The organism is Lysobacter sp. CC-YZS074 (genome assembly GCF_056739745.1).
Window position 1 is genome coordinate 688,892 of record NZ_CP200301.1, and the last position, 17,783, is coordinate 706,674.

Below are 17,783 nucleotides of genomic sequence, written 5' to 3' on the forward strand. Positions count from 1 at the left end.
GGCCCTTCAGGCTGTCCGGAACGGCCCGGCGCGTCACCGGATCGAGCGCTCAGGAGGCGGCTCGTCCACGAGCCCCGCAGCGTCTGGGCGACTGCCTTACAATAGCCGGCCCGTCGATCCTACGGTTCCCCGGACATGATCGTCCTCGAGGGCGCTTCCGCCCTGTCCGCGTTCCGCCGCGAACGCCTGCAAGCCCGCCTCCAGGCCATCCACCCCCACGTTCGCGTGCTCGACGCATGGCCGGTCTACTGGGTCGACCCCGAAGCGGGCGCCACCCCCGACGACGCCAGGCTGCGGCGCATCCTGCAGGCCGAGCCCGACGCGGCGCCGCGCGCCGAGGGCGCCATCTCGCGCTACGTCAGCCCGCGCCTGGGCACGCTGTCGCCGTGGGCGAGCAAGGCGACCGAGCTGCTGCACGGGGCCGGCCTGCCGATCCACCGGGTCGAACGTGGCACCCGCTACGACCTGGCCGGCTGGCCGGCCGATGCCGCCACCCAGGGCGAACTGGCGAAGGTCCTGCACGACCCGATGACCCAGTCGCTGCTGGAGTCGCGCGACGATGCCTGTGCCCTGTTCCAGGTGCCCGCGCGCGGTGAGCTCGAGCGGATCGCGCTCGACCAGCTGGAAGCCGCCAACGGGCGCCTCGGCCTGGCCTTGGCCGACGACGAGATCGCCTACCTGCGCGAGCGCTACGGCGCGTTGGGTCGGCAGCCGTCCGACGTCGAGCTGATGATGTTCGCGCAGGCCAACTCCGAGCACTGCCGGCACAAGATCTTCAACGCGTCCTGGACCATCGACGGCAGCGACCAGCCTTCGTCGCTGTTCAAGATGATCAAGCACACCCACGCGAGCACGCCCGAGCACACGTTGTCGGCGTACAGCGACAACGCCGCGGTGGTGGCCGGCTACACCAGCCGGCGCTTCCGTCCGGACCCGGACAGCGGCCGCTACCGTGCAGAGGCGCCCGCCGAGTCGGCGTTCTGCATCAAGGTCGAGACCCACAACCATCCCACCGCGATCGCGCCGTTCCCGGGTGCGAGCACCGGTGCCGGCGGCGAGATCCGCGACGAGGGCGCCACCGGCCGGGGCGGCAAGCCCAAGGCGGGCCTGAGCGGGTTCAGCGTCTCGCACCTGCGTATCCCGACCCTGCCGCAGCCGTGGGAATCGTCGCGGGCGTTGAACCCGCGGATGGCCCCGGCGCTGGAAATCATGCTCGACGGCCCGCTCGGCGCGGCCGCGTTCAACAACGAGTTCGGCCGGCCGAACCTGACTGGGTATTTCCGCAGTTTCGAACTCGACGAGGGCGGCCATGTGCGCGCCTACGACAAGCCGATCATGCTGGCCGGCGGCCTCGGCGCGATCGACCGCGGCCAGGTCGAGAAGCTTGGCCTCAAGCCCGGTTACGCGGTGATCGTGCTCGGCGGCCCATCGATGCTGATCGGGCTGGGCGGTGGTGCCGCCAGCTCCGTCGCGTCCGGCGACAGCCATGAGGCGCTCGACTTCGCCAGCGTGCAGCGCGACAACCCGGAGATGGAGCGGCGCTGCCAGGAAGTCATCGACGCCTGCGTGGCGCTCGGCGCGCGCAACCCGATCGCCAGCGCGCACGATGTCGGTGCCGGCGGGCTGTCCAACGCCGTGCCCGAGCTGCTGCACGATTCCGGCCTGGGCGGCGTGATCGACCTGGGCCGGGTGCCGACCGACGACCCGTCGCTGTCGCCGATGCAGCTGTGGTGCAACGAGTCGCAGGAGCGCTACGTGCTGGGCCTGCCGGCCGACCGCGTGGGCGAGTTCGCCGCCCTCTGCGAACGCGAGCGCTGCCCGTTCGCGGTGGTCGGCTACGCCACGGCCGAAGAGCGGCTGGTGGTGGGTTACGGCGCCACCGTCGAGAGCGTCTACGCCGATCCCGCCGGCGGCGGCCACGCCTGGCCCATCGACCTGCCCATGGACGTGCTGTTCGGCAAGCCGCCGAAGATGCACCGCGACACCCGCCGTCCGGGCCCGGCGCCGTGGCCGGCGCTGGACTGGAGCGGGTTGGACCTGCACGAGGCCGCGCTGCGCGTGCTGGCTCATCCGACCGTCGCCGCCAAGCAGTTCCTGATCACGATCGGCGACCGCAGCGTCGGTGGCCTGACCGCGCGCGACCAGCTGGTCGGGCCGTGGCAGATGCCGGTCGCCGACTGCGCGATCACCCTGGCCGGCTTCGAGGGGTTCACCGGCGAAGCAATGGCCATCGGCGAGCGCACCCCGCTGGCCCTGCTCGACGCCGCCGCCGCCGCGCGGATGGCGGTCGGCGAAGCGATCACCAACCTCGCCGCGGCGCCGGTCGAGGCGCTGAACCGGGTCAAGCTGTCGGCCAACTGGATGGCGGCCGCCGGGCATGACGGCGAAGATGCACTGCTGTTTGACGCGGTGCGCGCGGTCGGCCTGGAGCTGTGCCCGGAGATCGAGCTGAGCATCCCGGTCGGCAAGGATTCGCTGTCGATGCAGGCGCAGTGGCAGGACGACGGCCAGGCGCGGAAGTCGGTGTCGCCGGTGTCGCTGGTGGTGACCGCGTTCGCGCCGGTGGTCGACGTGCGGCGCCAGCTGACGCCGTTGATGGACCGCGAGGCCGAGTCGGAGCTGTGGCTGATCGGGCTGGGCGCCGGCAAGCAGCGCCTGGGCGGGTCGGTGCTCGCGCAGGTGCACCCCGGGGCGGCGCAGGGCGCGGAGGGTCTGCCGGCGTTCGCCGGCCAGCCGTCCGAGGACGGTCGCCGCAACGTCGGCGTGCCGGACCTCGACAACCCGCGGCGGCTGTGTGATTTCTTCGAGCTGATCCGCGAAGCGCGCGAATCCGACCTGCTGCTGGCCTACCACGACCGCTCCGACGGCGGCGCGTTCGCGGCGCTGTGCGAGATGGCGTTCTGCTCGCACCTCGGGCTGGAGATCAACCTCGACGGCTGGGGCGAGGATCCGTTCCGCACCCTGTTCAACGAGGAGCTCGGCGCGGTCGTGCAGGTCGCCGCCGAGGACCGTGCCGACTTCGCCGACCTGGTCGCGCGGCACGGCCTGATCGATTGCGCGCAGCGCATCGCCCGGCCGACCACCGCGCCCGCGGTACGCATCCGCGAGGACGGCGAAACCCTGGCGGAATGGCGCTGGGACGAGCTGTTCGACGCCTGGTGGTCCACCACCCACGCGATGCAGCGCCTGCGCGACAACCCGGAGTGCGCCGACGAGGAGCGCGTCGCCGCGCGCGACTTCCACGCGCCCGGGCTGCGGCCGAAGCTGGTGTTCGACGCGGCCGAGGACATCGCCGCACCGTTCATCGCCGGCACCGTCCACATCGGCGGCGCGCGGCCGAAGGTCGCGATCCTGCGCGAGCAGGGCGTCAACGGCCAGATCGAAATGGCGGCGGCGTTCGACCGTGCCGGGTTCGAGGCGGTCGACGTCCACATGAGCGACCTGATCGCCGGCCGCATCGCGCTCGACGGCTTCAAGGGCCTGGCCGCGTGCGGCGGGTTCAGCTACGGCGACGTGCTCGGCGCTGGCCGCGGCTGGGCGACCAGCATCCTCGAGCGCCCGGCGCTGCGCGAGCAGTTCGCGGCGTTCTTCGCCCGTGGCGACAGCTTTGCGCTGGGCGCCTGCAACGGCTGCCAGATGCTCAGCCAGCTCAAGCCGATCATCCCGGGTACCGAGCACTGGCCGGCGTTCCTGCGCAACCGCAGCGAACAGTTCGAGGCGCGGCTGGGGCTGCTGGAAGTGGTCGAGTCGCCGTCGCTGTTCCTGCGTGGCATGGCCGGCTCCCGGATCCCGGTGGTGGTGTCGCATGGCGAGGGCCGCGCCGCGTTCGCCAGCAACCTCGACCAGGCGGCCGTGCGCACTTCGCTGCGCTACGTCGATGGCGACGGCCGCGCGGCCAGCCAGTACCCGGCCAACCCCAACGGCTCGGCCGACGGCATTGCCGGCGTCACCAGCGACGACGGCCGGGTCACCATCCTGATGCCGCATCCCGAACGCACCCCGCGCACGGCCAACCTGAGCTGGGCGCCGGCGGAGTGGGGCGAGGATTCGCCGTGGCTGCGGATGTTCCGCAACGCGCGGGTGTTCGTCGGCTGAGTTCGCGCCCCGGGGCGGCGCCAGCCACCTGAACCGATCTCGGATCCAACCCGCGCCGGGCCTGCTACAGTCGGGCGCTCACGGCTTGGGAGGGCGGTGTGGGCGCAGCGGCGGACGCGGTTGACGTGACGGGCAGCGGTGGCATGGACGGCGGTGGTCCGGGTGCAAACCCGGCGGAAGACCGGATCGTCGCCGCATTGCTCGCCAAGGGACGGCTCAAGGAGGCCGACCTCGGTCGCGCGCGCCGGTTGCAGGCCGAGACCGGCGGCAGCCTCCTGGCCCTGCTCGGCCGTCTCGGACTGGTGTCCGAACGCGACCATGCCGAGACCGTCGCCGCGGTGCTGGGCCTGCCGCTGGTCAGTGCCAAGGACGCGCCGGAGCTGCCGCCCGAAGGGGTGGTGCTGGCGACCAAGTTCATGAAGCAGTTCGCGGTGTGCCCGGTGGGCGAGACCGACGAGGCCGTCGAGCTGTTCGCCGCCGACCCGCACGACGGCTATGTCCTGGACGCGGTGCGGCTGGCCACCGGACGCGAGGTCCGCGCCCGCGTCGGCGTGCGTTCGGAGATCGACGAGCTGATCGAGCGCTGGTACGGCCAGGGCCGCAGCGCCATGGGCGCCATCGTCGAGACCGCCGAGGGCGAGGGCAGCGAAGTCGACGACGTCGAGCACCTGCGCGACCTCGCCTCCGAGGCGCCGGTGATCCGGCTGGTCAACCTGATCATCCAGCGCGCGGTCGAGCTGCGTGCCTCCGACATCCACATCGAGCCGTTCGAGAACCGCCTGAAGGTGCGCTACCGGGTGGACGGCGTGCTGATCGACGGCGAGAGCCCGCCGGTCAACCTGACCGCGGCGGTGATCAGCCGCATCAAGATCATGGGCAAGCTCAACATCGCCGAGCGCCGCCTGCCGCAGGACGGCCGGATCATGCTGCGGGTGCAGGGCCGCGAGCTCGACCTGCGCGTGAGCACGGTGCCGACCGCGCACGGCGAGTCCGTGGTGATGCGCCTGCTCGACCGCGAGTCGGTGGTGCTGGACTTCGAGCGGCTGGGCTTCACCGACGGGTTCCTGCCGCAGTTCCGCAAGGTGCTAGAGCAGCCGCACGGCATCCTGCTGGTGACCGGTCCGACCGGCTCGGGCAAGACCACCACGCTGTACACCGCGCTGAGCCAGCTCAACACGCCCGACGTCAAGATCATCACGGTCGAGGACCCGGTCGAATACCAGATCGAGGGTATCAACCAGATCCAGGCCAAGCCGCAGATCGGCCTGGACTTCTCGCAGGCGCTGCGTTCGATCGTCCGCCAGGACCCGGACATCATCATGATCGGCGAGATGCGCGACCTGGAGACCGCGCGCATCGCGATCCAGTCGGCGCTGACCGGCCACCTCGTGCTCAGCACGCTGCACACCAACAACGCCGCCGGCGGCATCACCCGCCTGCTCGACATGGGGGTCGAGGACTACCTGCTGACCTCGACCGTCAACGGCATCCTCGCCCAGCGCCTGGTGCGCCGGCTGGAGCCGAGCCATGCCGAGCGCTACCCGGCCTCGCCGGAGGAGATCGAGAAGTTCGGGCTGCGCCGCTACCAGCCCGAAGGCGAGATCCACCTCTACCGCGCGCGCGGCTCGGCGATTGCGCCCACCGGCTACCAAGGCCGCACCACGATCATGGAATTCATGGTCATGAACGACGAGCTGCGCCGCGCGGTGATGCGCCACGCCGGCATGGGCGAGATCGAGGCGCTGGCGCGCGAGGCCGGCATGCGCACGATGTACGAGGACGGCATCGCCAAGGCGCTCGCCGGCCTGACCACCATCGAGGAAGTCCTCCGGGTCACGGAGGACGCCTGAGCGCATGGCGCTGTACCACTACAAGGCGCTCAACGCGCGCGGCGAGCTGCTCGACGGCCAGATGGAGGCGGCGAGCCACGCCGACGTCGCCGCGCGCCTGCAGGAGCAGGGCCACCTGCCGGTGGAGGCGCGGCTGGCCAGCGAGGGGGGCGGCGCGGCCAGCTGGAAGGCGCTGTTCAAGCCGCGGCCGTTCGCCGGCGAACGGCTGGTGCAGTTCACCCAGCAGCTGGCCACGCTGCTCGGCGCCGGCCAGCCGCTCGACCGCGCGCTGACGATCCTGCTGGAGCTCCCCGAGGACGAGAGCGCGCGGCGCATCGTCAGCGACGTGCGCGACGCCGTCCGGGGTGGCGCACCGCTGTCGACCGCGCTCGAGCGCCAGCACGGCACGTTCTCGCGGCTGTACGTGAACATGGTCCGCGCCGGCGAGGCTGGCGGCAGCCTGCACGAGACCCTCGCCCGGCTGGCCGATTACCTGGAGCGCTCGCGCGCGCTGCAGGGCCGCGTGGTCAACGCACTGATCTACCCGGCGATCCTGCTGGTGATGGTCGGCCTGAGCCTGCTGTTCCTGCTCGGCTACGTGGTGCCGCAGTTCGCCCAGATGTACGAGAGCCTGGACGCCGCGCTGCCGATGTTCACCCGGGTGGTGCTCGGCGTGGGCCTGTTCGTGCGCGACTGGTGGATCGTACTGGTGGTGGTGCCGGCACTGGCGCTGCTATGGATGGACCGCAAGCGCCGCGACCCCGTGTTCCGCGAATCGCTCGATGGCTGGCTGCTGCGGCGCAGGTTCTTCGGCGCGCTGGTGGCCAAGGTCGAGACCGCGCGGCTGGCCCGTACCCTCGGCACGCTGGTGCGCAACGGCGTGCCGCTGATGGCGGCGCTGGGCATCGCCCAGAAGGTGATGGACAACCGCGTGCTCGCCGCCGACGTCGAGGCCGCGGCGGCCGAGGTCAAGAACGGCGTCGCGCTGTCGACCGCGCTCGGCCGCGGCAAGCGGTTCCCGCGGCTGGCGCTGCAGATGATCCAGGTCGGCGAGGAGTCCGGCGAGCTCGACGCCATGCTGGTCAAGACCGCCGAAACCTTCGAACACCAGACCTCGCTCGCGCTCGACCGCCTGCTGGCCGCGCTGGTGCCGGTGGTCACCGTGGTGCTGGCCGGCGTGGTCGGCGTGGTCGTGATGGCGGTGTTGACGCCGCTGTACGACCTCACCAACGCGGTCGGCTAGGTCGCCAGGCAACCCATTCCCCCGAACCCCTCGAAAAGGACCACCGCAATGCGAAACCCGCGCCATCCGACCCAGAACTTCCGCGCCCCGTCCGCCGCGAAGCAGTCCGGCATGAGCCTGATCGAGATCATCATCGTGATCGTGCTGATCGGCGCGGTGCTGACCTTCGTCGGCAGCCGCGTGCTCGGCGGCGCCGACCGCGCCAAGGCCAACCTCGCCAAGTCGCAGGTGACCACGCTGGCGCAGAAGGTCGAGGCGTTCCAGATGGACACCGGGCGTCTGCCGGCCACGCTCGACGAACTGGTCACCGAACCCGGCGACGCCGCCGGCTGGCTCGGTCCGTATGCCAAGGCGGCCGAACTCAACGACCCGTGGGGCCATCCGGTCGAGTACCGCGCGCCCGGCGAGAGCGGGCCGTTCGACCTGGTGATCCTCGGCAAGGACGGCAAGGTCGGCGGCAGCAGCGTCGACGGCGATATCCGCTACGAGTAGCCGGTGCAGTCCCGGGGCCGACACATGCCGTATCCGCGCCCCGCGTCGGCGCGTGGCGTGTCTTTGCTCGAGATGCTGCTGGTGGTGGCGCTGATCGCGGTGGCGAGCCTGCTGGCGGCGGCCGCGTTTACCGGCGGTTTCGCCGGCATGCAGTTGCGGTCGGAGGCCAAGGAGATCGCCGCCCAGCTGCGCTACACCCGCACCCGCGCGATCGCCAGCGGCCAGCCCCAGCGCTTCGTGATCGATCCGGCCGCGCGTACCTGGCAGGCCCCCGGCGGCCGCGACGGCGACATTCCCGAAGCACTGGACGTGCGCTTCATCGGCGCGCGCCAGGTGCAACCCCGGGCGGGCGAGGGCGCGGTCATGTTCTTCGGTGACGGCGCCGCCACCGGCGGGCGGATCCAGCTGCGCCGCGAGCGCGCGGCCTGGAACGTGGACGTGGCATGGCTGACCGGCGAGGTCACCCTGGAGCGCGTCGGGGATGACCCATGAGCGCGCGCCGGCAGCACGGTTATTCGCTGATCGAGGTGATCGTCGCGTTCGCGCTGCTGGCGCTCGCGCTGACCCTGCTGCTGGGCACGCTGTCGGGCGCGAGCCGGCAGGTGCGCTGGTCCGGCGATGCCGGTCGCGCCGCCTTGCACGCGCAATCGTTGCTCGACACCGTCGGTGTCGGCGAGCCGTTGCAGCCGGGGCGCAGCGAGGGCGAGTTCGACGAAGGTCGCTACCACTGGTCGTTGCAGGTGGTGCCATGGGCCGAACCGGTGCCCGCCGGCACCCCGCAGGCGCCGGGCGGCGACCGCCTGCTGGAGCTGGTGCTGACGGTGCGCTGGGGCGACGGCGGCCCGCGTGAACGGCTGCGGCTGCAGAGCCTGCGGCTGGTGCCCGCCGACGATGCGCTGGTGATGCCATGACGCAGCGGCCCGGTGTGTCGGCCGGTCGGCGGCGCGGCCACGCCGGCGGCTTCACCCTGATCGAGGTGCTGCTCGCGACCGTGTTGCTTGCGGCCGGGCTGGCGATCGCATTCGCCACCCTGGCGGCAGCGACCCGGACCGCCAGCCGTGGCGAGGCGATGGCGCAGCGCAGCGAGCGCGTGCGGGCGGTGGAGGGCTTCCTGCGCAAGCGCCTGACCGCCGCACGGCCGCTTGCGTTCGGCAGCGACGAGACCACCCTGGTGCCGCAGCGCTTTATCGGCGAACCGGAACGGATGCGCTTTGTCGCCGACCTGCCCGATTACCTCGGTCGCGGCGGCCCGTACCTGCACGACCTGCGCATCGAAGACCATCGGGACGGCGTGCGCATGGCGCTCGTGCTGGAACTGGTGCTGGCCGGCGAAACCATCGGGGACCCGGACGAGCGCGCGCCCGAGCCACTGGCAGAGGGGCTGGAGTCGGCGCGCTTCCGTTACCGCGCCATCAATCCGGAAAACGGCCAGCTCGGCGACTGGCAGGACCACTGGGAAACGGTCGACCGGCTCCCGCTGCTGGTCGAAGTCACCGCCACCGACCTGGACGGGCGCGAATGGCCCCCGCTGGTGGTGGCGTTGCCGCAGGCCGCGGGCTCGTCGGGTGCGGCCCCGTGGGGGCTGCAATGAGCGCGCGCGGGCCGCGTGGCGCCGCGCTGCTGCTGGTGCTGTGGCTGATCGCGCTGCTGACCGCACTGGTCGGCGGTTTCGCCCTGGTCGCGCGCATGGAGCACCTGCAGGGCCAGGTGCTGGTGCGGGGACTGGCCGCCCAGAACGCCGCGCGCGCCGGCGTCGAGTACGCGATGACCCGGCTCGCACCCGGCGACCCCGAGCGCCAGTGGCGGCCCGACGGTCGTCCCTACCAGTGGCATTACGGCAATGCGCAGCTGGAGATCCGCATCGTCGACGAGAGCGGCAAGCTCGATCTCAACCAGGCCGACGCCACCGTGCTGGCGGCGTTGTTCGGCGCGCTGGGCAGCGATCAGCTGGACGCCGCACGGCTGGCGGCGGCGGTGGTCGACTGGCGCGATCCCGACCAGCTGACCCAGCCCGCCGGCGGCGCCGAGGACAACGACTATGCATCGGCCGACCGCCCGTACGGCGCCAAGGACGCCGCGTTCGAGGGCGTCGCCGAACTCGAGCAGGTGCTCGGATTCACCCCGGAGCTGTACGCGCGGGTCGCGCCGCACGTGACCGTCCACAGCGGCCTGCCGCGGCCGGAGCCCACGTTCGCCTCGGCGCCGGTGCTGGACGCGATCGGGCTGGACGGCGCGGCGGTGGTCGAGCAGCGCACCGCGCCGCTGCCGGGGGGCGCCGGGCTGCCCGGATCGGCGCCGGGCGTGGCGTTCGGACCCGCCGGAGCAAACCCGAGCGGTACGTATAGTATCGACAGCCTTGCGCGGCTCGCCGATGGGCGCGAGTCGCTGTTGAGGGTGGTCGTGCGCGCGGGCGGCAGTGCCGTACCCGGGATGGCGTATACCGCGCTGCACTGGGAGGAGGGAGCTTCACCACGATGAGCCTGTTGGGGATCCGTCCGGGCCGAGGCCCGGGAGACATCGGTGCACGGCTCGGGCCCGGCGCGGGAGGCTTCCTGCACTGGTGGGGCCATGCGCTCGCCTCATGGCTTCCCGCGCGCTGGCGGCGCGTGCTCGGCGTGGACCGCGGCCGGTTGCTGCTCCAGCTGGACGGCGCCGACCTGCAGTTGCGCCTGCAGCGCGGCGACGAACTCGACGACCTCGGGCGGCTGCCGCTGGCGCCGGCGGACGAGGGCATGGCGGCCCACCTCGCCGCGCTGCTGGCGCCACGCGTCGCCGAGCTGCCGCGCTGGCTGCTGGTCGCCCCGGCGCACGGGCTGCGGCGCCGGCTGTCGTTGCCCGCCGCCGCCGCCGAGCGCCTGCGTGACGTGGTGGGGTTCGAGATCGACCGGCAGACGCCGTTCAACGCCGATGCCGTGGCGTTCGATGCCCGGGTGCTGCGGCGCCGCGAGGGCGACGGGCAGGTCGAGGTCGAACTGGTGGTGGTGCCCCGCCACGTGCTCGACCCGCAGCAGGCGGCGCTCGGCGACCTGGCGGCCGATCTCGCCGGTATCGACGTCGCCGCTGCCGGCGGCGCCCCGCTCGGGGTGAACCTGCTGCCGCCGGCGCAGCGCCGCCGCCATCGCGACCCGTGGCTGCAGTGGAACCTCGCGCTGGCGGCCGTGGCCCTGCTCGCTACCGGTGCCCTGCTGTGGCAACTGCTGGACAACCGCCGCGGTGCCGCCGAGGCGTTCGAGCAGCGCATTGCCCGCGACGCCGACGCGGGCCGCCGCGCCGCGGCCGAGCGCCGCGAACTGGTCACGCTGATCGAAGGCCAGGCCTTCCTCGACCGCACCCGCGCGGAACGCCCGGCCAGCATCGAGATCGTCGACGAACTCACCCGCCGCCTGCCCGACGGCACCTATCTGGAAAAGCTGTCGATCGACGATCGCCAGTTGATGCTGATCGGCCTGAGCGGCGAGGCGGCGGCACTGGTCGGCCAGTTGCAGGGTTCGGCCCTGTGGCATTCGCCGGCGCTGGCCGGGGCCTTGCAGCCGGACCCCGCCAGCGGCCGCGACCGCTTCACCCTGGTCGCCGCGCTCGGGCCCGCCGCCGCCACCGCGGCCACCGGCAAGGAGGGCGCCGATGGCGCGGATGACGCGGCTCGTTGAGCGGCTCGGCGGGCGCGACCGCTGGCTGGCCCTCGGCCTGCTGCTGCTCGCCCTGTCGCTGGCCTACGCCGTGCTGGTCCACCCGTGGTGGACGGTGCCGATGCTCGAGGCCGGCGACCGCGTGGACTCGCTGCAGCAGCGCGAACTGCGCCTGCGCATGCAGCTCCAGCAGGCCCCGCAGGTGACCCGGCGGCTGCAACAGTTGCGCGCGCAGCAGGCCGACCGCCCCGGGTTCCTGCCCGAATCCAATGCCGAACTCGCCACCGCCAGCCTGATCCAGCGGCTGGAAACCGCGGTCGGCCAGGCCAGTCCGGGCAACCGCAGTTGCATGATCACCAACCGCTCGCCGCTGGACGCCGATGCCCGCGAGCGCTACACCCGCGTCGTGGTGCAGGTGCGCCTGCGCTGCGGCACCCCGGAGCTGGCCACGGTGCTGCATTCGCTCGAGAGCGGTGCGCCGCGGCTGTTCATCGACAACCTCAACATCCTCGCCCAGCGCATGTACTTCAGCCCGGGCCGCGGTGCACCAAGCAGCGAAGGCGGGCTCGACGTGTCCTTCGATCTGTACGGCTACCTGGCCACCCCCGTGGAGGCGCCCCGTGCGCGTTGAGGACGCCGGCCCGCGCACTTGGCTGCTCGCCGCGGTCGCCGGCTGGGCGGTGCTGGCGTGGCTGCTCGCGGTCGGCGGCATGGGCGGCCGGATCGAGCCGTTGGCGGACGATCCGTCATTGCTGCAGCCGCTGCCGCCGATCAGGCCGGCTCCGCCCGCGCGGATCGGACCGCCCGGCGACTACGAAGCGATCGCGGCGCGGCCGCTGTTCTCCAGCGACCGCCAGCCGCATCCGTTCTCGCTGCAGGGCGGGGACGAGCAGGCCACGGTGGAGGTCTTCGATTACGTGCTGACCAGCGTGCTGATCACGCCGCGGCTGAAGCTGGCGATCATCCAGCCGGCCGACGGCAGCGAGTCGGTGCGGGTCCGGCTCGACCAGGCGCCGGAGTCGCACCCGGCGTGGCGCCTGGTGGGATTGGGCGAACGCAGCGCGGTGTTCGAGGGCACCGAGGGCCAGCGCACGCTGACGCTGCGGGTGTTCGACGGCTTCGGGGGCGTGCGTCCGACCGAGCTGGGCAGTGACTCTCCCGCCGCCGCACCCGACGCCCCGGCCCGGCGTGCGCCGGCCGCCGCCGTGGATGACGCATCCGCGGACAGCGAGCCGCCGCTCGGGGACGAAGAAGGGGCATCCGCCGCGCCCGCCACCGACCAGGCCCAGATGGATGCGATCCGCCAGCGCATCCAGGCCCGCCGCGCCAAACTGCGTGGCGAAGCGCCCCCTCCGCGCGACGCGGCCGATCCCCCGCCGCCGCAACCGCCGGCCAACCGCCCGTAGAGTGCACCGAATGAAGCCGCCTTCCCCCGTACGACTCCCGCCTCCGGCGCGCCGCGCCTTCCCCTGCGCCGCGTGTCGATCGTCCGTCCCGCGCGCCGTTGTCGCCGGTGTGCTCGCGGTCGTCCTCGCCGCCTGCGCGAGCACGCCGGTACCGAACGTGCGCCGCGATGCGGTGGCCAATCCCGCGGGCGAGGCCGGCGCGGCAGGCGTGCAGATCCGCACCGCCGGCACCGACGCGATCCTCGCCGAGAACGCCGACGGCACGGCCGTCGCCATGCCGCCGGCGGCCGGCACCACGCCGCAGCCTCAGATCCGCCGCGGCACCGGCCAGGTGATCAACCGCGAGGCCGCCAGCGCGCCGCCGCCCAATCTCGGCGGCAGCACGGGCGCGGCGACCTTCAACTTCGAAGGCGAGTCCCTCCACGCCGTGGTCAAGGCGATCCTGGGCGACATGCTTGGCCAGAACTACGTGATCGCGCCCGGGGTTCAGGGCACGGTCACCCTGGCGACGCCGAACCCGGTCAGCCCGGCCGAGGCGATCAGCCTGCTGGAACAGGTGCTGGGCTGGAACAACGCGCGCATGGTCTACAGCGGTGGCCGCTACAACATCGTCGCCGCCGACGATGCGCTCGCCGGCAACGTCGCCCCGCGTACCGGCGGTGCCGCCAATGCGCGCGGCTTCGAGGTGCGCACGGTACCGCTGCGTTACGTGTCGGCCGAGGAGATGAAGAAGATCCTCGAACCCTACGCGCGCCCCAACGCGATCGTCGGCACCGACGCCGCACGCAACGTGATCAGCGTCGGTGGCACCCGCGCGGAGCTGCAGAACTACCTGCGCACCATCGAGATCTTCGATGTCGACTGGCTGTCGGGGATGTCGGTGGGCGTGTTCCCGCTGCAGTCCGGCGATCCGATCCGGGTGGTCGGCGACCTGGAGAAGGTGTTCGGCGAAGGCAGCAACTCGCCGGTGGCCGGCATGTTCCGTTTCATGCCGCTGGAGGGCGCCAATGCGGTGATGGTGATCACCCCGCAGGCGGAGTACCTCGATGACATCCAGCAATGGCTGGACCGGATCGACAGCGGCAGCGGCATGCGGCTGTACTCGTACCCGCTCAAGTACATCCGCGCGCGCGACCTCGCCGACCGGCTGGCCGAGGTGTTCGGCGCCTCCTCGTCGTCGTCCGACAGCGGCGGCGGCAGCGATGCGCCCTCGCTGATGCCGGGGCTGGATTCGGTCGAGATCCGCTCCGGCACCGACGGCAGCAGCGCCACCATCGGGGCCAAGAGCGGCAGCGGGTCGGTCGACGGCGGTGACTCCGGCTCCGGCTCCCGCAGCGGCGGCGAGATGTCGCTCGGCGCGGCCGAGGACGGCAACGCCAGCGTCAGCCTCGAGGTCGACGGCGACGAGGTGGGGGTGTCGGCGGTGGAGGAGACCAACTCGCTGCTGGTGCGTGCGAGCCCGCAGGCGTGGCAGTCGATCGTCGACGTGATCGGCCAGCTCGACGTGATGCCGATGCAGGTCCACATCGAGGCGCAGGTGGTCGAGGTCCAGCTCAGCGGTGAGCTGGAGTACGGCGTCAACTGGTTCTTCGAGCGCGCGGTCACCGACAACGGCCTGCCCGACGCGGTCGACCGCGACACCTGGAGTTCGCTCGCCGGCAGCGTCGGCCAAGCGGTCGGAAATCCGGGTGGGGTGGCCTGGACGTTCCTCGGACGCAACGCCGCCGCGGTGATCAGCGCGCTCGATTCGGTCACCGACATCAACATGCTGCAGACGCCTTCGGTGGTGGTGCGCAACAACGCCGAGGCCACCTTCAACGTCGGCAGCCGGATCCCGGTGTCGTCGGTCACGGTCAACCCGGGCATCGGCAACGACACCAGCTACAGCCAGGTGCAGTACCTCGACACCGGCGTGATCCTCAAGGTGCGGCCGCGGGTGACACGCGACGGCATGGTGTTCCTCGACATCGTGCAGGAGGTCAGCGCGCCGGGCGGCGAGGAAGACCGCTTCGGCAACGTGCGCATCGATACCCGCAAGCTCAAGACCGAAGCGGCGATCCAGAGCGGCGACACCGTGATGCTGGCCGGCCTGATCCGCGATGTGGTGACCCGCGGTTCGTCCGGCTTCCCGGGGCTGAACCGGATCCCGGTGATCGGCGGCCTGTTCGGCACCCAGAGCTCGGCGACCCGGCGCGAGGAAACCATCGTGCTGCTGACCCCGACGATCGTGCGCAACCCGATGGAGGCGCGCGAGCTTACCGATGAATACGGCCGCCGCTTCCGCGCACTGGAACCGCTGCACCGGCAGCCTTGAGCCGGGCGGCGCGGGCATGCCGCCGTGAACCGCCGATGCGGCCCGGCGTGGTGTCGGCGATAATCGCCGGCCTGGGGCTGCTGTCGTGAGGGGGACGCGTGGCTGAACTGCCGATCGTGGTGCTGCCGGTCGGCAGCGACGATGACGCGCTCGACGCCTGCCTGGCCGCGCTCGACGCCGGTACGCCGGCGGGCACGCGGGTCTGGCTCGCCGACGATGCCCAGGCCGGCCCGCGCGGGCACGCGCTGGTCGAACGCTGGATGGCGAATACCCGCCTTCGCGCCGACTACACCCGGCGCCAGCGCCCGATCGGCGAGGCCGCGCACCTGGACGAAGTGCTGGCGGCCTGTGGCGAAGCGGATGTCGCGGTGCTTGCCGCCGACGCCGCGCCGCTGCCGGGTTGGCTGGAGCACCTGGCCGCCTGCCTCGCCAGCGATGGTGCGATCGCCAGTGCGACGGCCTGGAGCAATGCCGGCGAGACCGCGTCATGGCCGCGCATCGGCGAGATCGCACCGGCGCCTGGCGAGCCGGAACGGCTCGCGCGGGCGGCGGGACGGATGCCGGCCGGATATCCCGAACTGCCCTCCGCGGTCGGGCACGCGGTGCTGCTGCGTGGCAGCGCGCGACAGCGTGCCGGAGGCCTGGACGCCGAGAGCTACGGTTCGTGGTACGCCGCCCTGATCGACCTGTCGCTGCGGCTGGCGGGGCTCGGTTGGCGCAACGTGCTGTGCGAGTCGGCTTTTGTCGTGCGCGCCGGCGAGGGCACCGCGCTGGACGGCGACATGGACCGGCTCGCGGTCCGCTGGCCGGACTGGCACGCGCGGGTGGCGAACTTCCTGATGCGTGACCCGTTGCGCGCACCGCGGGAGCGGCTGGCGGAGCTGCTCGACGACACAGGTCCACCAGGCCCGCAACCGGACCTGTTCGAGGGTCGGATGGCGGACAATCGCTGACCTTCCCACCGCCCTCGATGCCGTGATTCCTTCTCCAGCCTCTCCGGCCATCGGCGTCGTCGTCGTCACCTACCGCAGTGCGGCGACGATCGACGACTGCCTCGCCCGCCTGCGCGCGGCCGCGGATGTCGCGGCCGTGCGGGTGGTCGACAACGCGTCCGACGACGAGACGCTGGTGCACGTCCAGCGCCATGCCACCGCCGACCCGCGCGTGCGGTTCATCGCCAATCCGGGCAATCCCGGCTTCGGCATGGCCTGCAACCAGGGCGCCGCCGACATCGCGGCCTCCGCACCCAGGTGCCGCTGGCTGGCGTTCGTCAATCCCGATGCGATGGTGGAGCCGGATTCGCTGGGGCGGCTGGTGGCGCTCGCCCGCAACGGCGCGGACGCCGACGGCTCCGCGGTGCAGGCCGGGTGGCTGCTCGGCGCCGACCTTGTCGGCGAGGATGGCGAGCGCGACCCCGCCGCGCGCCGGCGCGATCCCGACTTTGGCGCGATGCTGGCGGCAATGCGCCCGGGGCGTGCTGCCACCGCATCGATGGCGATCACCCCGGACGACCGCTTGGCACTGCAGCCGGTCGACGCCGTCTCCGGCGCGCTGATGCTGATGCCACGGGCGTTGTTCGAGTGCATCGGCGGCTTCGACGAAGCCTACCGGCTGCATGCCGAGGATCTCGACCTGTGCCGGCGCGCGCGGGAAGCCGGCGCGCGCATCGCGGTGGCCAACCGGGTGAGGGTGCTGCACGTGCGCGGGGTGTCCAGCCGATCACGGCCGGTGTTCGTGGAATGGCACAAGCATCGTGGCCTGTGGCGTTATTTCGCCCGCTTCGAAGCGCCGCGGCGCGGGCCTGCCACCCGTATCGCGGTCTGGCTGGCCGTGTGGGCGAGATTCCCCGTGGCGGTCGCGCGCCGGTACCTGCAGCCCTGAGGTGGCCCAAGGCCGTGCCCTCGGGTTGCTCCGGCTCGACCGAAGGTACGTCGCGTGATCGACGGTAGTCAGCGGCAGCGGTTGATGGCGTCGCGCAACGAGCGGGTGGCGGCCGCGGCGGCGTCGGCGAAGTCGTCCCCGGCCGACGCGTAGAGGATCGCGCGCGAGGAGCTGATGACCAGGCCGGTGCCGTCAGCGGCTTTCGCGTTGCGCACCACCGCCTCGACGTCGCCGCCCTGGGCGCCGACGCCGGGCACCAGGAATGGCATGTCACCGGTGATTGCGCGGACCTCGGCCAGCTGCTCCGGCCAGGTCGCGCCGACCACCAGCGCGCAGTTGCCGTGGCCGTTCCAGTCGCGAGCGATGGTTTCGGCGACGTGCTGGTACAGCGGCCGGCTGCCGCCACGGCCGTCGGACACGGCCAGATCCTGCAGGTCGCCGGCGCCCGGGTTGGAGGTGCGGCACAGGATCACCACGCCGCGGTCGGCGCGGTCGAGGAACGGCTGCACCGAGTCGCGGCCGAGGTACGGGTTGGCGGTGACCGCGTCGGCGGCGTAGCGGTCGAACGCCTCGGCCGCGTAGTGCTGCGCGGTGCTGCCGATGTCGCCGCGCTTGGCGTCCAGGATCACCGGCACGCCCGGATGCGCGGCGTGGATATGCACGATCAGCCGCTCGAGGGCGTCCTCGGCGCCGAGCGCGGCGAAGTGGGCGATCTGCGGCTTGAACGCGCAGGCGTGCTGCGCGGTGGCGTCGACGATGTCGCGGCAGAAGCGGAACACCGCGTCGGCGTCGCCGGTGAAGCGCGCCGGGAACTTCGAGGGCTCCGGATCGAGCCCGACGCAGACCAGCGAGTCCACGTCCGACCAGCGCTGCCTGAGTGCCTGCATGAATCCCATC

Annotated in this window: 15 protein-coding genes; 14 read left to right on the forward strand and 1 reads right to left on the reverse strand. The window is 72.3% G+C overall.

The genetic code is table 11. From position 1 onward, the window contains the following. The first annotated feature begins 135 nt into the window (after positions 1 to 135). The 14 genes from purL (at position 136) to U8331_RS03025 (ending at position 16,886) form a co-directional block, all read left to right on the forward strand. On the forward strand, positions 136 to 4,095 hold the full coding sequence (gene purL / locus U8331_RS02960) for a phosphoribosylformylglycinamidine synthase (RefSeq protein ID WP_481132151.1): 3,960 nt from the start codon (positions 136 to 138) through the stop codon (positions 4,093 to 4,095). A 143-nt stretch (positions 4,096 to 4,238) separates the two neighbouring features. Beyond that, positions 4,239 to 5,945 carry a type II secretion system ATPase GspE gene (gene gspE, locus U8331_RS02965; protein ID WP_481132872.1) on the forward strand — a complete coding sequence of 569 codons (1,707 nt, stop codon included), beginning with the start codon at positions 4,239 to 4,241 and terminating at the stop codon, positions 5,943 to 5,945. Between the two features lie 4 nt (positions 5,946 to 5,949). Further along, positions 5,950 to 7,167 carry a type II secretion system protein XpsF gene (gene xpsF / locus U8331_RS02970; RefSeq protein ID WP_481132152.1) on the forward strand — a complete coding sequence of 406 codons (1,218 nt, stop codon included), beginning with the start codon at positions 5,950 to 5,952 and terminating at the stop codon, positions 7,165 to 7,167. Positions 7,168 to 7,215: 48 nt separating this feature from the next. After that, positions 7,216 to 7,659 (forward strand): type II secretion system major pseudopilin GspG, encoded by a 444-nt coding sequence (gene gspG / locus U8331_RS02975; RefSeq protein WP_481132153.1) that lies wholly within the window; start codon positions 7,216 to 7,218, stop codon positions 7,657 to 7,659. A gap of 24 nt (positions 7,660 to 7,683) precedes the next feature. Beyond that, entirely contained in the window at positions 7,684 to 8,151 is a 468-nt protein-coding gene (gene xpsH / locus U8331_RS02980) for a type II secretion system protein XpsH (RefSeq protein WP_481132154.1), read from the forward strand. Next, entirely contained in the window at positions 8,148 to 8,570 is a 423-nt protein-coding gene (gene xpsI, locus U8331_RS02985) for a type II secretion system protein XpsI (protein ID WP_481132155.1), read from the forward strand. Before xpsH ends, xpsI begins: the two co-directional genes overlap by 4 nt. Further along, positions 8,567 to 9,250 (forward strand): prepilin-type N-terminal cleavage/methylation domain-containing protein, encoded by a 684-nt coding sequence (locus U8331_RS02990; RefSeq protein ID WP_481132156.1) that lies wholly within the window; start codon positions 8,567 to 8,569, stop codon positions 9,248 to 9,250. Before xpsI ends, U8331_RS02990 begins: the two co-directional genes overlap by 4 nt. After that, complete coding sequence (locus U8331_RS02995; RefSeq protein WP_481132157.1) at positions 9,247 to 10,137, forward strand: type II secretion system minor pseudopilin; 891 nt, start codon at positions 9,247 to 9,249, stop codon at positions 10,135 to 10,137. The genes U8331_RS02990 and U8331_RS02995 overlap by 4 nt, the downstream gene beginning before the upstream one ends. Beyond that, positions 10,134 to 11,306: a PilN domain-containing protein gene (locus U8331_RS03000; protein WP_481132158.1), complete on the forward strand. Its 1,173-nt coding sequence runs from the start codon at positions 10,134 to 10,136 to the stop codon at positions 11,304 to 11,306. The genes U8331_RS02995 and U8331_RS03000 overlap by 4 nt, the downstream gene beginning before the upstream one ends. Further along, complete coding sequence (gene gspM, locus U8331_RS03005; RefSeq protein ID WP_481132159.1) at positions 11,290 to 11,916, forward strand: type II secretion system protein GspM; 627 nt, start codon at positions 11,290 to 11,292, stop codon at positions 11,914 to 11,916. Before U8331_RS03000 ends, gspM begins: the two co-directional genes overlap by 17 nt. After that, positions 11,906 to 12,691 carry a type II secretion system protein XpsN gene (locus U8331_RS03010; RefSeq protein ID WP_481132160.1) on the forward strand — a complete coding sequence of 262 codons (786 nt, stop codon included), beginning with the start codon at positions 11,906 to 11,908 and terminating at the stop codon, positions 12,689 to 12,691. Before gspM ends, U8331_RS03010 begins: the two co-directional genes overlap by 11 nt. Positions 12,692 to 12,800: 109 nt before the next feature. Next, entirely contained in the window at positions 12,801 to 15,005 is a 2,205-nt protein-coding gene (gene gspD, locus U8331_RS03015) for a type II secretion system secretin GspD (protein WP_481132161.1), read from the forward strand. A 98-nt stretch (positions 15,006 to 15,103) separates the two neighbouring features. After that, a complete protein-coding gene (locus tag U8331_RS03020) occupies positions 15,104 to 15,958 on the forward strand; it encodes a glycosyltransferase family 2 protein (protein WP_481132162.1) in 855 nt (284 codons plus the stop codon). Between the two features lie 25 nt (positions 15,959 to 15,983). Next, positions 15,984 to 16,886 carry a glycosyltransferase gene (locus U8331_RS03025; protein WP_481132873.1) on the forward strand — a complete coding sequence of 301 codons (903 nt, stop codon included), beginning with the start codon at positions 15,984 to 15,986 and terminating at the stop codon, positions 16,884 to 16,886. A gap of 68 nt (positions 16,887 to 16,954) precedes the next feature. Here the strand turns inward: U8331_RS03025 and pyrF are convergent, their stop codons facing one another. Continuing rightward, positions 16,955 to 17,782 (reverse strand): orotidine-5'-phosphate decarboxylase, encoded by an 828-nt coding sequence (gene pyrF, locus U8331_RS03030; RefSeq protein ID WP_481132874.1) that lies wholly within the window; start codon positions 17,780 to 17,782, stop codon positions 16,955 to 16,957. Position 17,783 lies beyond the last annotated feature (1 nt).

Excerpts from the sequence above, each read along its gene's own strand:
- purL (WP_481132151.1), top strand. The coding sequence starts at position 136 with ATGATCGTCCTCGAGGGCGCTTCCGCCCTGTCCGCGTTCCGCCGCGAA.
- gspE (WP_481132872.1), top strand. The coding sequence starts at position 4,239 with ATGGACGGCGGTGGTCCGGGTGCAAACCCGGCGGAAGACCGGATCGTC.
- xpsF (WP_481132152.1), top strand. The coding sequence starts at position 5,950 with ATGGCGCTGTACCACTACAAGGCGCTCAACGCGCGCGGCGAGCTGCTC.
- gspG (WP_481132153.1), top strand. The coding sequence starts at position 7,216 with ATGCGAAACCCGCGCCATCCGACCCAGAACTTCCGCGCCCCGTCCGCC.
- xpsH (WP_481132154.1), top strand. The coding sequence starts at position 7,684 with ATGCCGTATCCGCGCCCCGCGTCGGCGCGTGGCGTGTCTTTGCTCGAG.
- xpsI (WP_481132155.1), top strand. The coding sequence starts at position 8,148 with ATGAGCGCGCGCCGGCAGCACGGTTATTCGCTGATCGAGGTGATCGTC.
- U8331_RS02990 (WP_481132156.1), top strand. The coding sequence starts at position 8,567 with ATGACGCAGCGGCCCGGTGTGTCGGCCGGTCGGCGGCGCGGCCACGCC.
- U8331_RS02995 (WP_481132157.1), top strand. The coding sequence starts at position 9,247 with ATGAGCGCGCGCGGGCCGCGTGGCGCCGCGCTGCTGCTGGTGCTGTGG.
- U8331_RS03000 (WP_481132158.1), top strand. The coding sequence starts at position 10,134 with ATGAGCCTGTTGGGGATCCGTCCGGGCCGAGGCCCGGGAGACATCGGT.
- gspM (WP_481132159.1), top strand. The coding sequence starts at position 11,290 with ATGACGCGGCTCGTTGAGCGGCTCGGCGGGCGCGACCGCTGGCTGGCC.
- pyrF (WP_481132874.1), bottom strand. The coding sequence starts at position 17,782 with ATGGGATTCATGCAGGCACTCAGGCAGCGCTGGTCGGACGTGGACTCG.